At 69.6% G+C, this 14,405-nt stretch carries 11 protein-coding genes; 3 read left to right on the top strand and 8 right to left on the bottom strand.

What is annotated here, in order from left to right:
• Positions 1 to 13: 13 nt before the first annotated feature.
• The 4 genes from ACI6GS_RS03120 to ACI6GS_RS03105 all read right to left on the bottom strand — a co-directional run bounded on the left by ACI6GS_RS03120 (position 14) and on the right by ACI6GS_RS03105 (position 6,010).
• Positions 14 to 589 (bottom strand): acyltransferase, encoded by a 576-nt coding sequence (locus ACI6GS_RS03120; RefSeq protein WP_439816316.1) that lies wholly within the window; start codon positions 587 to 589, stop codon positions 14 to 16.
• Between the two features lie 36 nt (positions 590 to 625).
• A complete protein-coding gene (locus ACI6GS_RS03115; protein WP_439816315.1) occupies positions 626 to 2,410 on the bottom strand; it encodes a heparinase II/III family protein in 1,785 nt (594 codons plus the stop codon).
• Between the two features lie 4 nt (positions 2,411 to 2,414).
• Entirely contained in the window at positions 2,415 to 3,089 is a 675-nt protein-coding gene (rpe, locus tag ACI6GS_RS03110; RefSeq protein ID WP_439816314.1) for a ribulose-phosphate 3-epimerase, read from the bottom strand.
• An 83-nt stretch (positions 3,090 to 3,172) separates the two neighbouring features.
• Positions 3,173 to 6,010, bottom strand: coding sequence for an HD domain-containing phosphohydrolase (locus ACI6GS_RS03105; RefSeq protein WP_439816313.1), 2,838 nt, complete (start codon positions 6,008 to 6,010; stop codon positions 3,173 to 3,175).
• Between the two features lie 266 nt (positions 6,011 to 6,276).
• Here ACI6GS_RS03105 and ACI6GS_RS03100 point away from each other — a divergent pair, with 266 nt between their 5' ends.
• From ACI6GS_RS03100 to ACI6GS_RS03090, 3 genes are all read left to right on the top strand, one after another.
• Positions 6,277 to 7,521: a hypothetical protein gene (locus ACI6GS_RS03100; protein WP_439816312.1), complete on the top strand. Its 1,245-nt coding sequence runs from the start codon at positions 6,277 to 6,279 to the stop codon at positions 7,519 to 7,521.
• 73 nt (positions 7,522 to 7,594) lie between these two features.
• Positions 7,595 to 9,925 carry a xanthine dehydrogenase family protein molybdopterin-binding subunit gene (locus ACI6GS_RS03095; RefSeq protein WP_439816311.1) on the top strand — a complete coding sequence of 777 codons (2,331 nt, stop codon included), beginning with the start codon at positions 7,595 to 7,597 and terminating at the stop codon, positions 9,923 to 9,925.
• A gap of 71 nt (positions 9,926 to 9,996) precedes the next feature.
• A complete protein-coding gene (locus ACI6GS_RS03090; protein ID WP_439816310.1) occupies positions 9,997 to 10,215 on the top strand; it encodes a hypothetical protein in 219 nt (72 codons plus the stop codon).
• Positions 10,216 to 10,442: 227 nt separating this feature from the next.
• Here ACI6GS_RS03090 and ACI6GS_RS03085 read toward each other — a convergent pair whose 3' ends face one another.
• The 4 genes from ACI6GS_RS03085 to ACI6GS_RS03070 form a co-directional block, all read right to left on the bottom strand.
• Positions 10,443 to 11,507 (bottom strand): ABC transporter ATP-binding protein, encoded by a 1,065-nt coding sequence (locus tag ACI6GS_RS03085; protein ID WP_439816309.1) that lies wholly within the window; start codon positions 11,505 to 11,507, stop codon positions 10,443 to 10,445.
• A gap of 16 nt (positions 11,508 to 11,523) precedes the next feature.
• Positions 11,524 to 12,582 carry an ABC transporter substrate-binding protein gene (locus ACI6GS_RS03080; protein ID WP_439816308.1) on the bottom strand — a complete coding sequence of 353 codons (1,059 nt, stop codon included), beginning with the start codon at positions 12,580 to 12,582 and terminating at the stop codon, positions 11,524 to 11,526.
• 83 nt (positions 12,583 to 12,665) lie between these two features.
• A complete protein-coding gene (locus ACI6GS_RS03075) occupies positions 12,666 to 13,490 on the bottom strand; it encodes an ABC transporter permease (RefSeq protein WP_439816307.1) in 825 nt (274 codons plus the stop codon).
• Complete coding sequence (locus ACI6GS_RS03070) at positions 13,487 to 14,404, bottom strand: ABC transporter permease (protein WP_439816306.1); 918 nt, start codon at positions 14,402 to 14,404, stop codon at positions 13,487 to 13,489. The genes ACI6GS_RS03075 and ACI6GS_RS03070 overlap by 4 nt, the downstream gene beginning before the upstream one ends.
• Position 14,405: the final 1 nt, after the last annotated feature.

Raw genomic sequence — 14,405 nt, 5'->3', positions numbered from 1 at the left:
GCGGTCACCCGGTTCAAGCGCTGGGGGGCCGCGGCGTGCTGGCGTCGCGCCGGCCGATCGGGGCGGCCGGGACGCCCGCAACGATCGTCATCGGCGCGACGTCCTTGGTCACCACGGCGCCCGCCGCGACCACGGCGCCGCGGCCGATGCGCACGCCGTCCAGCACGGTCACCCGCGCGCCCAGCCAGACGTCATCCTCGATCACCACGCCGCGGGCGCGGATGCCTTGCGCGTTGATCGGCACGTCGGTCCGCTCGAAGCGGTGATTGGCGGGGATGATGATCGTGTGCGCCGCGATCAGCACATCGTCGCCGATGGTCAGCCCGCCATGGCCGTAGAGCACGCAATAGGGATTGATGCCGACGTTGCGGCCGATGCGGATGTTGCCGCCATAGGTCGCGATGATGGCGCCCTGCAGCACCATGGCGCGCGGGCCCAGCGTGATGGCGGTGCCGCGGTCCGCGATCAGGCTGGCGCCGCCAGCAATGTACGAGCCGCGGCCGACGGCGACCCTGCCCCGGCGGGTAGCGCCCAGGTCGATGCAGGTCAGGCCCAGTTTCCAGCTGATCTTGCCGCGCAGGCTGTACATGGACGGCGACTTTCGGCGGCCCGCGGCGCCGGCCGGTCAGGTCCGGCCGTCCACCTTGCGCAAGGCCCACTTGATGCTGAGCCGGCCTTCGTCGAGGACGCCCGTGACGACGACCTGCTCCGACCGGCGGATGACCCCTGGTTCGCCCAGATAGATGCTCTCGTCCAGTGCCACGGTGCCGCCGCTGGCCAGGGCGCTGGTCGACAGGCGCCAGCCTTCCCCGCTCGCCAGGCGCATCAGGACCGAGCCATCGCCCAGGAGGGAGGCCTGCACATTGGGATGCAGGTGGAAGCGCAGCGCATAGGGCAGCGACCGCCCCGAGGCGCCGGAGCGGGGCACGACCTCGTCCTCGCCGCGCAGGTCCTCGCCGCTGGCGTCCAGGTACAGGCGGCGGCGATGGACCAGGCCGAACGGCTCCACATAGCCGTCGTGTGCAGCCTCGATCCAGATGGCGCCGTCGGCCTCGTTCCGGCTGCACGCGACGGAAGCGGGGGCGCGCCCCAGGCCCGACTTCAGAAGCCGCGCGCCCGGCAGCCGGTCGCCAAGGCGGCGGCCCGCGGGCAGGGGCACCGCGTTGCGGTCGCCAAGGGTCAGGGTCGAGTGCGCGGCGGTGGCGCGGCTGACCCGCTGCCATTCCTGGGCCCCGCGATCCAGTCCCGCCTTGGGGCTGGGGCCGCAGTTCACGATCAGGCGCTCCTTGCCCACGCTCATCTCGAAGGCCAGGGGGGCGGCGTGCGCGCCGTCGCGGAATCCGGCGGGCGGCGGGCCGCCAACGTCCATCAGCAGGATCGTGCGCCGCGCGGTCAGGCGGTGGAAGCCCGCCTGCGGCGCATAGCCCAGCGGGCGGCCCTTGGCATCGGCGCGCGCCAAGACCAGGTCGACCGTGCCGCCCAGTTCAGGTCCGCTGCCATTGAACTGGCCCAGGCCGCCATCGCCCAGGCGGAAGCAGCGCAGCATCGGCGCCATGCGGTCGATCGCGTTCTGCAGGAAACCCGGTACTTCGGGCGCGGAAATCAGCAGCAGCGCCCGCAACTGCACCAGGTTGGCCAGCACCGAGAGAAGCTGGGCGGGCGAGCGGCTGACATGGGCGCCGTCGGCCATCACCTGGCGCTTCAGCTCCTGCTCAAGCCGGCCCATGGCGCGCCGGATCATGGCATCGGGCAGGCCCAGGCACAGCGCGCCATGCAGCAGGCCGGTCAGGGCGGTGATGCGGCGCTGGCCTTCGGGGGTCGAGGCGATGATCCAGTCGAGCTGCGCGGTCTGCCGGCCCAGGCTCTGCAGCACGGCGCGGCGGAACTCGTCGGGCGCTCCGTCCAGGATCAGCGCGGCATGGGTGGTCCACGACATCAGCCGGCGGCCGATCACCTCGGGCGCCCAGGCGGTGGCTTCGAGCCGGACAGAGGGTTCAAGCCAGGTGGCGATCAGGCCGCGAACCTGACGCCGGGCGGCATCGCCGGAACAGGCCTCGAAATGACGGAGCCAGGCAAAGCCGTGCACGCTGGCCCGCCAGCGCTGACTGCCGGGCAGGGCCCAGGGCGGCCGGTTGGGCGAGACGAATTCCTCGCCGGAAAAGCCGTAGCGGCCCTGGAACAAGGCATTGCCCACGGCCGGGTCGCCGGGCCACAGGTCGCCCGGACGGTGCAGCAGGTCGGCCGGCACGCGGCTGGCCGGCATGAGGCGGTAGAGGGGGGAGGCAAGGAACGCCTCCAGCATCAGGCGCCGGATCTGCCCCGCCGCCAGACGCGGGCCGGCGGGCAGCGCCAGTTCGGGGACCGCCGGCACGGCGCCCCGGCCAAGGTTTGCGCCTGCCGTCGCCGCCATGGGATCAGGCCGCCCGGTCCAGGCCGCGGAGCCGCCGGACATTGCCGGCATAGGCGCTGGGGCCCCCGGTGAAGCAGGCCGTTCCCGCGACCAGGGCATCGGCACCGGCGGCCAGGACGTCCGGCGCCGTGTCGGCCGTCACGCCGCCGTCCACCTCCAGGTCGATCGGGCGGCCGCTGGCGTCGATCATGGCGCGCAGCGCACGGATCTTGTCCAGCTGGCTGCGGATGAAGCTCTGCCCGCCGAAGCCTGGATTGACGCTCATCACCAGGATCAGGTCGATGTCGCCGATGACCTGCTCCACCAAGGCGGGTGAGGAAGCGGGGTTGAGCGAGACGCCGGCTTTCTTGCCCGTCGCCTTGATCGTCTGGATCGTGCGGTGCAGGTGGGGTCCTGCCTCGGGATGCACGGTCAGGATGTCGGCGCCAGCATTGGCGAAGCCCTGGATGAACGGGTCGACCGGGCTGATCATCAGGTGCACGTCCAGCGGCAGGGTGGTGACCGGGCGCAGTGCCGCGACCACCATCGGGCCGATCGTGATGTTGGGCACGAAATGGCCGTCCATCACGTCGACATGGATCCAGTCGGCGCCCGCGGCCTCCATCGCGCGGACCTCCTCGCCCAGGCGGGCGAAGTCGGCGGAGAGGATGGATGGGGCAATTCGGACCGGACCCTGCATTCATCCTGAATATCAGGATCGCCCCCCAGCCGCAATCAAACAAGGCACTATCGCGGCGGGATCGTGGCCCTGGTGTGGCCGGATTACAGGATCGGCGGGCGCGTCTCGACATAGCGCCGCGCCGTGCCGGAGGCGACGAACAGCGCGAACAGGTCGGCATCCAGGTGCCCGGTCTCGGCCATGCGGCCCATGATCTCCAGCGCCTGGTCCAGCGTGTTGGGCCGCTTGTAGGGACGGTCGGCCGCGGTCAGCGCCTCGAACACGTCGGCGATCGCCATGATGCGCGCCAGCACGCTCAGGTCCTCGCGCTTCAGGCTCTTGGGATAGCCCAGTCCGTCCATCCGCTCGTGATGGCCGCCCGCGATCTCCGGCACCGCGGCCAGATGGCCCCGCAGCGGCAGGCGGTTCAGCATCACGATCGTGTGGATCATGTGCTGGTTGATGATGAAGCGGTCTTCCGCCGTCAGGGTGCCGCGCCCCACCGTCAGGTTGTAGAGCTCTCCCAGGTTCCGCTTGTTGGCCGGGTTCAGGAGGGTGAAGCCCCAGGGATTGTCGGGGCGGACCACCTCCTCCGGCTTCCATGCGATCAGATGCTCGGGTCGGTCGGCCAGCAGGGGCTCCTCCACCGGCAGCGCCGGGGCGGGGCCGACATGGCGCTGGGCCTCCTCCCACGAGATGCCGAGGCGGTCGTCCAGCGTGCGCGTCCAGGTCCGCGCCGCGATGCCGCGCAGACGGGCGACGCGGCTCTTGTCCATCGCCTCGCCCCCCAGGTTGCAGTCGGCGACGAATGCGAATTCCTCGTCCAGCGTGGCCAGCAGGCGGTCGCGCGCGGCCAGCGAGTCGGCCGCGTCCCCGCCCGACGCGACGCGGCGCAGATGGTCGATCTCGGCCTGCGCCTTCAGCAGTTCGAAGCGCATGCGGATCTCGTGAATGCGGTCGTGCACCGTCTCCAGCTTGGTCGCCTTGTCGACGATGAACTCGGGCGTGGTCACCTTGCCGCAATCGTGCAGCCAGGAGGCGATATAGAGCGCCTCGCGATCGTCCTCGGACATACGGAACGCGGCCAGCGGCCCCTCCGTCGCCGCGTGTGCCGCCTCGGCCAGGGACTGCGCGATGACCGGTACGCGCTGGCAATGCCCGCCGGTATAGGGCGACTTGGCGTCGATGGCGCCAGCGATCACCTCGATGATCGCCTGCATCAGGTCGCGCTGCGCACGGATCAGGTTGTGCGTCTCGATGGCAACGGCGGCAACGCCCGAAATCTCGGACAGGAAGGCCAGGCGAGGGTCGTTGCCGTTGCGACCCAGGCGGTCGAAACGGACCATGAGGACCCCCACCAGTTCGCCGTCGCGCGTCAGCAGCGGCGCCGCCGCCGCTTCCTGCAGCGCGCTGCCCGCCTCGCCCAGGCGCAGGTCGCGGGCCAGCGCCGCTTCCGCCACCGGGTGGTGGATGCCCGCGGCCACGGGCAGGCTTGGCGGGGTCAGGGCCGCGACCCCGACGCCGCGTTCCTTGGCCTTGGTCAGGCGCTGGCCGTTGTCGTCGACCAGGTAGATCGCTCCGGCCCGCGCGTTCGCCGCGCCCAGCATCGAGGCCAGGATGTTGTCCAGCAGCGGGTCAAGCTGCCGCTCCGACGACAGGGTCACGCTGATCTGCAGGAAATGACCGATCGTCTCCCGCATCTGGTTCGAGGCGTGGTCCAGTTCCGACACCTCCGCCACGCGGCTCGAGCTCCCCCGCGCACGGGGCGAGAAGTCGAAGGCGCGCACCGCCTCCGCCTCCAGCGCCAGCCGGCGCAGAGGGCGCGCCAGGCCGTTGGCGAAGACGAAGGCCATCGGCACGCCGAGCGCCAGCGCCGCCAGGATGGCGATCAGCTGATCCTGCAGCAGGCGCCGCGTCGTCGTCAGCAGTTCGTCCTCGGGCAGGGCGCTCAGCAGGAACACCGGCGCGCCGCTGTCGATCTGGAAGCGGGCGCGGGCCACCTGCCAGGTGCGGCCGTTGACCGCGACGCGGCCCCGCACGATGGCCGCCGGGTCTTCGTGCGTGCCCGGCATGTCGAGTGCCGATTGCAGCGGCCCCGGCTCCGTCGCGGGCAGCAGGTCGACCTCGGTGCTCGACGCGGTCTGCGGCGGCAGGCCGGGGAATTGCGGGCCGGCCCTGGCCATGATGCGGCGGTCGCCGTCAACCAGCGCCAGGATCGTTCCTGGCGTCTCGCGCAGCGCGTTCATCGCGGTGTTCAGGTCGCCCAGCGTCACGTCGACGCCGACGACGGATGTGCCGTTGTTGGCACGCTGGGCCAGCGTGACCCCAACCGAGCGCGTCGTATAGAAGATGTAGGGCGCGGTGCGGACGATGCCGTTGCCCTGCATCGCCGCTTCGAACCAGGGGCGGATCCGCGGATCATAGGTGTAGTCGGGAACCGGCTGCACCGCCAGGACCGAGCCGCTGGCATCCAGGAACGTATAGGTGCCGCGCAGCGTCTCCCCGGTCGGGTCGCTGGCCGGCCGGATTACGGTCTGGACCACGGCCGAGGTGCGCGCCGGTGCCTGGAACTGGGTCCGCTCGCGGTCGCTGCGCAGGGGGCGCGCCAGGATGAAGTCGCCATTGGAATAGCCGACATAGATCGCGTCCAGCAGCGGGTTTGCGACCAGCATCGCCTGCAGCGACGGCACGCGGGCCAGACGCGCCTCCAGGTTTGCCGCAGCCGGCAGGGGGTCCAGCGCCAACAGGCCGACCGTCGACCGGGCCGGCGCGATGACCGCATTCAGGTCCTTGAAGATCGACTGGGCGATGCGGGTCGAGGTTTCCTCGATCGCGTTCTCCATGGCATCGCGCGACACGGCATAGGTGCGCCAGCCGATCACGGCGCCCAGCGCGCACAGGACCAGCGCCACGCCCACGGTGATCACCCAGTGCAGCGGCACCGTCCAGGTCCGGCCAGCGGGCTTTGCCAGTGCCAGTGTCAGGGGTTCATCCTTTCCCGGAATGGTGTCAGTGCATCACGGCCCAGGCGCCCTGTCATCAATCAACACCTGGCCACGACCCGGCAACCATATGAAGTCACAGCGCTTCCCCTCCGTCGCCCAGTCTACGCGCGGGCCGGCCCGGCGGATCCCCCGGCGATCCCCAGGCGCCCGGCCGATCCAGACAGGGATTGCCGGCTTCCCGGGCGTGGCCTACACGCTGGGGCGTGACACTGTCCATCAGTCCCGGCGGCGCCGGCCGCCGCCCCGTCCTGGTCCTGGCGCTGGCCCTGGCGAGCCTGGCCGTCGTGGCGCCCTGGGCCAGCAACGGCACGGTCCCCGTCCTCTGCGCGCTTGTCCTGGCGGCCGATCGCGCCGCCCTGGCGCGGGCCTGGTCGTGGGTCGCCAATCCCTTTGGCGCGGCGCTTGGCCTGCTGGGCGCGTGGGCGATCGCGGCCGGCACCTGGTCCGGCGAGCCGGCGGAGGGGGTGCAGAAGGCGGCCCTGATGGTCGTGATGTGGGCGTTGGGCCTGGTCGGGCTCGCCGCCGTGGCCGGCCTGCCGGGGCCGGCGCGGGCGCGCCTGCTGTCCCTGCTGGCAGGGGTCGCGGCCGTGATGATCGTGCTGTTCCTGGCGGAGTGGGCGACCGGCGGGGCGCTGCTGCAGGCGGTACGCGGGACGACGGAGCCGACCATCAACTCGATCGGGCGCGGCACCGTGGTCCTGGCCCTGCTCAGTTTCGGCCTGCTGGGCGGGGTCGCATGGCGCCTTGGCCGGCCCTGGCTGGCCCTGGCCCTGGGCCTTGCCGTCGGGGTGACGATGCTCCTGCTGCCGATGGCGGCCGCAGCACTGGGGTGGCTTGCGGGCCTGGCGATCTGGCCGCTGGCCTGGGCCTGGCCGCGCGCGACGTTCCTGGCCCTGCGCGTGCTCTTCGCGGGCCTGATCCTGGCTGCGCCGATGATCCCCCTGAAGCTGCTCAATCCCCAGGTCCTGGGACATGAGGGGATGCTGGCCCTGCCCAACATCTCGTGGCAGCACCGCGTCCTGATCTGGGAGTTCGCAGCCCACCGCATCGCCGAGAAGCCGATTGCCGGCTGGGGCTTCGACGAGGCGCGGCGCATTCCGGGTGGCCAGGACCGCGTGACGCTCTACCTGCCCGATGGCACGGTCTGGCCGCCAGGGGCGCCGATCCTGCCGCTGCATACCCACAATGGCGCGATCCAGGTCTGGCTCGAACTGGGGGCGGTCGGCGCCGGGCTGGCCGCCGCCATAGTCTGCCTGCTGCTGGGCCGTCTGGCGCGGCTGCCGGACCGCGCGCAGCGGGCTGCGGCGGCAGCGACTGCGACGGCGTTCGGCGCGATCTTCCTGGTCAGCTTCGGGGCCTGGCAGACCTGGTGGCAGGCCAGCGGATTTCTGGGCGCAGTCGCCGTCGTCTTGATGGGCGCTATTCCCAAACAAATACAACGCGCGTGACCTGCCCGTTTGGACCGTTGACCATGACGGGCGCGTGGCTACTCTTGCACGCTACAGATAAGGGGAGCGAGGCATGGCGAAGTTCGGGATCGGCCAGTCGGTCACGCGCAAGGAAGACGACCGCCTGATCATCGGCAAGGGCCGCTATACCGACGACGTCAGTCATCCGGGCCAGTTGCAGGCCTATTTCGTGCGCTCTCCCTATGCCGCGGCCAGGATCACCCGCTTCGATGCGACGGCCGCGCGGGCAATGCCGGGCGTTCACCTGGTGTGGGGCGGTGCCGATGTCGAGGCGGCCGGCCTGGGCAAGCTGCCCTGCGCCGCCATGCTGCCGCACCGCGACGGCTCTGCCATGGTGCCGACCATGCGGCCCATCGTCGTGACCGACCGCGTGCGCCATGTCGGCGACACCGTCGCCGTGGTGGTGGCCGAGACGATCAACCAGGCCAAGGACGCGGCCGAGGCGATCGAGATCGACTACGACATGCTGCCCTCCGTCACCGACACCGAAGGGGCGGTGGCCCCCGGCGCGCCCGCGGTGTGGGACGAGGTGCCGGGCAACGTCGCGCTGGATTGGGAGGTCGGCGACGGCGCCGGCGTGGAAAAGGCGATTGCCGAGGCGGCCCATGTCAGCCGCATCAAGCTGGTCAACAACCGCGCGATCTGCTGCCCGATGGAGCCGCGCGTGGCCAGCGCTGTCTATGACGCCGGCGCCGACCGCATCGACCTGACGGTGTGCAGCCAGGGCGTGCACGTCATGCGCAACGTCCTCTCGGCCGCCGTGCTGCAGATCCCGCCGGAAAAGCTGCACGTCACCACGAACGACGTGGGTGGCGGCTTCGGCACCAAGATGTTCCCCTATCCGGAATATCCCCTGGTCGCCCACTTGGCCAAGGAACTGGGCAAGCCGGTGAAGTGGATGGGCGAGCGGCAGGACGGCTTCGTCACCGACCTGCATGGCCGCGACCACGTCACGATCGCGACGCTTGCCTTCGACAAGGACAAGAAGATCACCGCCTTCAAGGTCGAGACGATCGCCGCCATGGGCGCCTATCTCTCGATCTATGCGCCGTTCATCCCGACGATGGCGGGCGCCCAGGTCTATGGCGGCGTCTATGGCATTCCGTCGATCTACCTCAACATCAAGTGCGTCTACTCGAACACGACGCCGACCGACGCCTATCGCGGGGCCGGCCGGCCGGAAGCGTGCTACGTGATCGAGCGCGCGCTCGACGCCGCTGCGGGTGAGTTGGGGATCAGCCCGGCCGACCTGCGCCGCATCAACTTCATCCCGACCGGGGCCATGCCCTATGCCCATCCGCTGGGTCTGGTCTATGACTCGGGCGATTTCCACCGCAACCTGGACGGCGCGCTGAAGCTGGCGGACGAGGCGGGGCTCGCCTCGCGCAAGGCGGCGGCGCGGGCCAAGGGTCGCTATCGCGGCCTGGGCATCGGCTATTACATCGAGAAGACGGGTGCCGATCCGAACGAGCATGCCGACGTGCGGATCCAGCCCGACGGCAAGGTGATCGCCTATGTCGGCACCCAGGCGACCGGCCAGGGGCATGAGACGGCCTTTGCCCAGATGCTGTCCGACAAGCTGGGCCTGCCCTATGAGCAGATCGAGATCCGCATGGGCGATAGCGATCACCTGCCCAATGGTGGTGGCACCGGCGGTTCGCGCTCGCTGACCCTGGGCGGCGGCGCCGTCATCACCGCGGGCCAGAACGCCGTCGACAAGGGCAAGGAATTCGCCGCCGACGCGCTGGAGGCAGCGGTCGCCGACATCGAATACGGCGACGGCGCCTACAAGGTGGCCGGCACCGACCGCACGATCGACGTCTTTGCCGTCGCCAAGATCGCGGCCGAGAAGACGAACGACGGCGGCCTCTATGCCGAGGCGATGTACACCCAGCCGCTGCACACCTTCCCCAACGGCGCGCATGTCTGCGAGGTTGAGGTCGACGGCGACACCGGCGTGGTCGAGATCGTGAAATACAGCGTGGTCGACGATTTCGGCAAGGTCGTGAACCCGCTGCTGCTGGCCGGCCAGGTCCATGGCGGCATCGTCCAGGGCCTGGGCCAGGCCTTCCTGGAGAACGTCGTCTATGACAACGACTCAGGCCAGCTGCTGACCGGCTCGTTCATGGACTATTGCCCGCCGCGCGCCAGCGACGTGCCGTCGTTCGACCTGGCGTACGAGGAAGGCAGCCCCTGCACCACCAACCCCTTCGGGGTGAAGGGCGCGGGCGAGGCCGGGACGATCGGTGCGCCGCCCGCCCTGGTCAACGCGGTGGTCGATGCGCTGTCGCCGCTGGGCATCACGCACCTCGACATGCCGCTGACCCCGCTGCGCGTGTGGCAGGCGATCCAGCAGGCGCGACCCGCTGCCGCTGCGGAATAGTCCTGAAGTGACAGGGATCCGTCCGGGCCCCAAGGTGCGGCCCGGACGGAACTCCTGAACGATGGACGACAATGGCTGGTGAGAAGGCCCTGGTGGCCAAGGCGGTTGAGGCCCTGCGCGCCGAGGCCGCAGCGCAAGGCATCCCCGACGATGTCCTGGGGCGCACGCTGCTGAACGCGGCGCTCGATATCTGGAAAGAGAAGCGGAAGATCCCCGACATCCAGTCGGAGCTCCAATTCATCTCCGAGAACCTCGACCCCGACGCCGAATTCTCCTTCATGCGCCCCTGACCCGCAGGCGCCCGAGCAGCGGTCGCAGGCTGCAGAGCGATGATCGAGGACGGCAGGATCGGGCTCAATGCCGACCTGACGGCCCGCATGCAGAACCTGAAGGCCAGGCATGACCGGGTCCAGGCGTCCCTCGACCGGATCGGCGCCCAGGTGCGGCAGCGCGACACCCTGACACCAGATCGCCGTGCGGCCTGTGGGCCTTTGGCGCCGCCCAAGCGCAGCCAACCTCAGGCGGGCAGGAGGAGGGCGTCGGTGGGGTGCCAGGCGAGGTGGAGGCGGTCGCTGGGCTGGGGGATGGGCCTTGAACCGGGCAAACGGATCGCGATGGATCCGGCGACCGGGGTGGTGCAGGAGATGAGCCAGCTCTCGCCGGAATAGGTGCGATCCGCGACCTCGACGGGGATGGTGGCGAGGCCAGGTTCGGCGAGGCGGACGTGCTCCGGCCGGATGGCAAGAACGGCATTGCCGCCCGGTCGCAGGCCGCTGCCAACGGTGGCCTCAAGCTGAAGGCCGGGATGGTGAGGCAGGGAGACGCGTGCGAAATCGCCGTCCGTGGCCTCGACCTGCACGTCGAGGAAGTTCATGCGGCCGATGAAGCCGGCGACGTAGCGGTTGGCCGGGCGGCGATAGAGGGCGTCGGGCGTGTCGACCTGCACGATGCCGCCGTCGTGCATCACGGCCACGCGATCCGACAGGCCCAGCGCCTCGCCCTGGTCGTGGGTCACGAATACTGCGGTGATGTTGAGCGTCTGCTGCACCCGCTTGATCTCGCCCTGCAGTTCCTCCCGCAGCTTCTGGTCCAGCGCGCCAAGCGGCTCGTCCAGCAACAGGACGCGAGGGTTGATCACGACGGCCCGGGCCAGGGCCACGCGCTGCTTCTGCCCACCCGACAATTGGCTGGGATAGCGCTCGCCCAGCGCCGACAGGCGCACCAGGCGCAGTGCCTCCTCTGTCCGCCGCCGTACCTCCGCCGTGGGCAGGCGCCGGACCTTGAGGCCGAAGGCCACGTTCTGCGCCACCGTCAGGTGGGGAAACAGCGCATATTGCTGGAACACCATGCCGGTATCGCGCCGGTTGGGCGGGACATGGGTCACGTCCCGCCCGCCGAACAGGACCCGGCCGGAGGTCGGCTGCACGAAGCCGCCGATCATCCGCAGGCAGGTCGTCTTGCCCGAACCACTGGCGCCCAGCAGCGTCACGAATTCGCCGTCGCCGATCTCAAGGTCGACGTCGCGCGCGGCGTGATGGGTGCCATAGACCTTGGAGACGCGCTCCAGCCGGACAGCGACCATGGGCCGAACCTCCCTGCTACTTGCGAATGACGCGGCGACCCCACAGGTCCACGGCCGTCTCGTGGTTGGCCCAATAGACCGGCCAGTTCGGACGGTAGAGGGACTGGATCTCCTGCAACGTGCCCGGCAGCTTGCGCGCCAGGTCGGGATAGGCCTGGATGATCGGCGTGACCAGCTTGTTGGTCGGGCCATAGGGGATCTCGAAGGCCTGGCCCAGCTGCGCCACGGGGCCGATGACCTCGTTCACGAACAGGTTGGCCTCCCGGGGGTGCAGGGTGCCGGCAGTCACGTCGATCGTCGTGATGGAGGCGACGCTGCCGCCCTCCGGCCGGACATAGGCCAGCGGCAGCCCCTTGTCGATCAGGCCCCAGGCCCGCCCGTTTGCGATCACGGCCGCCCAGACGTCGCCGGTCGGGAACAGCGCCTCAAGCTGGACGGTCGAGCTTATGTACGAGTGGACCTTGATCTCGGCGATCTTGTCGATCCCCTTCTCGGGCGTCGACTCGTCGCCGCCGGCAAGGCGCTCGGCCTGGACCAGCAGCGCGCGGCCGCAGCCGTGGGACAGTTCGCCCACCACCACGTGCCCCGCAAGGCGCTCGTCCCACAGGTCCGACCACTTGGTCGGCGCAGGGATCCCCGCCGCAGCATACTTCTCGGTGTTGTACAGGATGCCGAAGTCGGCAAAGAGCATACCGGGGCCGTAGCCGTCCGGGTTCTTCGCCTCGTCATAGACATGCGCCAGGTTCGTCACGATGGCGGGGTCCAGCTTCTGCAGGATCCCCGCCTCGATCGCCTGGGGCTGAATATCCGAATCCAGGTAGACCACGTCGAAGGGCGGCTCGCGCCCCTTGGTCGCGATCAGCTTGGCGATGTGGTCGAGCGGGTTCGAGTCGATGAACTCGACCTTGATGCCGGTACGCGCGGTGAACGCGTCGGCGGCATAGCGGCGCTGGGTTTCGGTAAAGCGGCCGCCATAATTGCCGACGCGCAATGTGACGTCGGAGGCATCGGCAGCGACGGGCAGAAGGGTCAAGGCGGCAGCCAGCAGGCCGGCCGCCGTGGTCAGAAGGCGCACGTGAAGCACTCCAGGATCAACGGAAAGGAACAGGACGAGGTGGTTTCAGCGCCGACATCGGCGGCGGAGCGAAGGAGCCATGCTCATCCCCTCGCAACACCAGAGACGCGGTCCAGCCCGACCAGCCGGTCGGCCACCAGCGTGAGTGCCAGGGAGGCCAGGATGATGAGGGACGACACCGCCAGGATGTCGCTGTTGAACTCGAATTCGACCGCCGTATAGATCTTGACCGGCAGGGTTTGCGCGGCCCCGCCACCCACGAACAGGGCGACCGCGATGTCGTCGAAGGACATCAGGAAGGCGAAGATCGCGCCCGCCGCGATGCCGGGCAGCAGGATGGGCAGTGTGACCTTGAAGAAGGTCTCAAGCGGCCCGGCACCCAGGCTCTGCGCGGCCTCCTCCAGGCTGATGTCGTAGTTGGCCTGGGCCGCGATGACCGACCGCACCACGAAGGGGATCGTGAAGGCCGACTGGGCCAGGATCAGGCCGTGGATCGTGCCCGCCAGTGCCAGACCGAACAGGTCCCACACGATGACCGTGAACTGGAAGGCCGCAATCGCGATCACCAGGGTCGAGACCATCAGGGGCGACAGGCAGAACGCACCGAGCAGCGCCTTGCCGGGGAAGCGCCCGCGAACGATGGCCAGCGCCGCCGGCACGCCGACCAGCGTGGCGATCCCGGCTGCCGCGATGGCGACCAGCGCGCTGACCTTGAATGCCTCGTAATAGCTGGGGGAGATGCGGCCGTACCATTCAGTGGTGAAGCCGCGCGGCGGGAACGACAGCGGCGTCGTGGCACTGAACGAGCCCAGCACCACCGCCACGATCGGCAGCAGCAGGAAGACGAACATCAGCACCAGGAAGGCGCGGAAGGCGATGCGCGGCACGATCTGCGACAGCGCCGTCATGCCCGCAACTCCCGCTCACGTCCGACGCGCAGCGCCAGCACCGTCAGCCCCGCGGTCACGACCAGGAGCACGACCGCGACAGTGGCGCCAAAGGGATAGTTCAGGACCGAGCGGATCTGCTGCTCGATCAGCAGGGCCATGACCAGAACCTTCTTGCCACCCATCATGGCGGGCGTGATGTAGGCACTGATCGACAGGGTGAAGACGAGCAGACCTCCCGCCAGCAGGCCGGGCCGGCTCAGCGGCAGGATCACGCGCCAGAACGTCTCGAACGGGGTGGCGCCCAGGTTGATGGAAGCTTCCTCGATCTCGGGCTCGATCCGGCGGATCACATTGGCCAGCGACAGGATCATCAGCGGCGAGAGGGAGTGGACCAGGCCCAGGACCACGCCGAACTCGTTGTAGACCAGCTTCACCGGCTTTTCCGTCAGGCCCGAAGACAGAAGCAGCCAGTTGATCAGGCCACTGTCGCCAAGGACCGGAATCCAGCCCAGGTTGCGCACCACGACACTGATCAGCAGCGGGGCCACGACCACGAAGCTGAAGACGGCGCGCCACCGCGAACGGGTCCGCGCCAGGTAGTAGGCAACCGGATAGCTGAGTGTCGCGGACACCGCGACGACCAGCAGGCCCACCACGAACGTATCCAGCAGGATCCCCAGGTAATAGGGGTCGCTGAGGAAGCGGACGTAGTTGTCGAGCGTCCAGTCCGGCTTGATCCGGCCCATGCTGGCGCCCGGATGCAGGCTGTTGGTCGCCAGCGCCAGCAGCGGCGCCACGAAGACGAACACCAGCATGATGACGGCGGGCGCCGCCAGCCAGACCCATGGGTCGCCAAGGCGCCACCGGCGCGCGGACGTCGTCTCCCCTTGCGCCAACGCGCCGCGCGGTGCCGGTTGGTCGAGGACGGCCATC

Source organism: Zavarzinia sp. CC-PAN008 (genome assembly GCF_051903925.1).
Taxonomy (GTDB): domain Bacteria; phylum Pseudomonadota; class Alphaproteobacteria; order Zavarziniales; family Zavarziniaceae.
Note: the sequence above shows the minus strand (reverse complement) of the source record. Positions and strands in the feature narration are given on the sequence as shown.

Coding starts and splice junctions, on each gene's coding strand:
- ACI6GS_RS03120 (WP_439816316.1), bottom strand. CDS start 589: ATGTACAGCCTGCGCGGCAAGATCAGCTGGAAACTGGGCCTGACCTGC.
- ACI6GS_RS03115 (WP_439816315.1), bottom strand. CDS start 2,410: ATGGCGGCGACGGCAGGCGCAAACCTTGGCCGGGGCGCCGTGCCGGCG.
- rpe (WP_439816314.1), bottom strand. CDS start 3,089: ATGCAGGGTCCGGTCCGAATTGCCCCATCCATCCTCTCCGCCGACTTC.
- ACI6GS_RS03095 (WP_439816311.1), top strand. CDS start 7,595: ATGGCGAAGTTCGGGATCGGCCAGTCGGTCACGCGCAAGGAAGACGAC.
- ACI6GS_RS03090 (WP_439816310.1), top strand. CDS start 9,997: ATGGCTGGTGAGAAGGCCCTGGTGGCCAAGGCGGTTGAGGCCCTGCGC.
- ACI6GS_RS03085 (WP_439816309.1), bottom strand. CDS start 11,507: ATGGTCGCTGTCCGGCTGGAGCGCGTCTCCAAGGTCTATGGCACCCAT.
- ACI6GS_RS03075 (WP_439816307.1), bottom strand. CDS start 13,490: ATGACGGCGCTGTCGCAGATCGTGCCGCGCATCGCCTTCCGCGCCTTC.
- ACI6GS_RS03070 (WP_439816306.1), bottom strand. CDS start 14,404: ATGGCCGTCCTCGACCAACCGGCACCGCGCGGCGCGTTGGCGCAAGGG.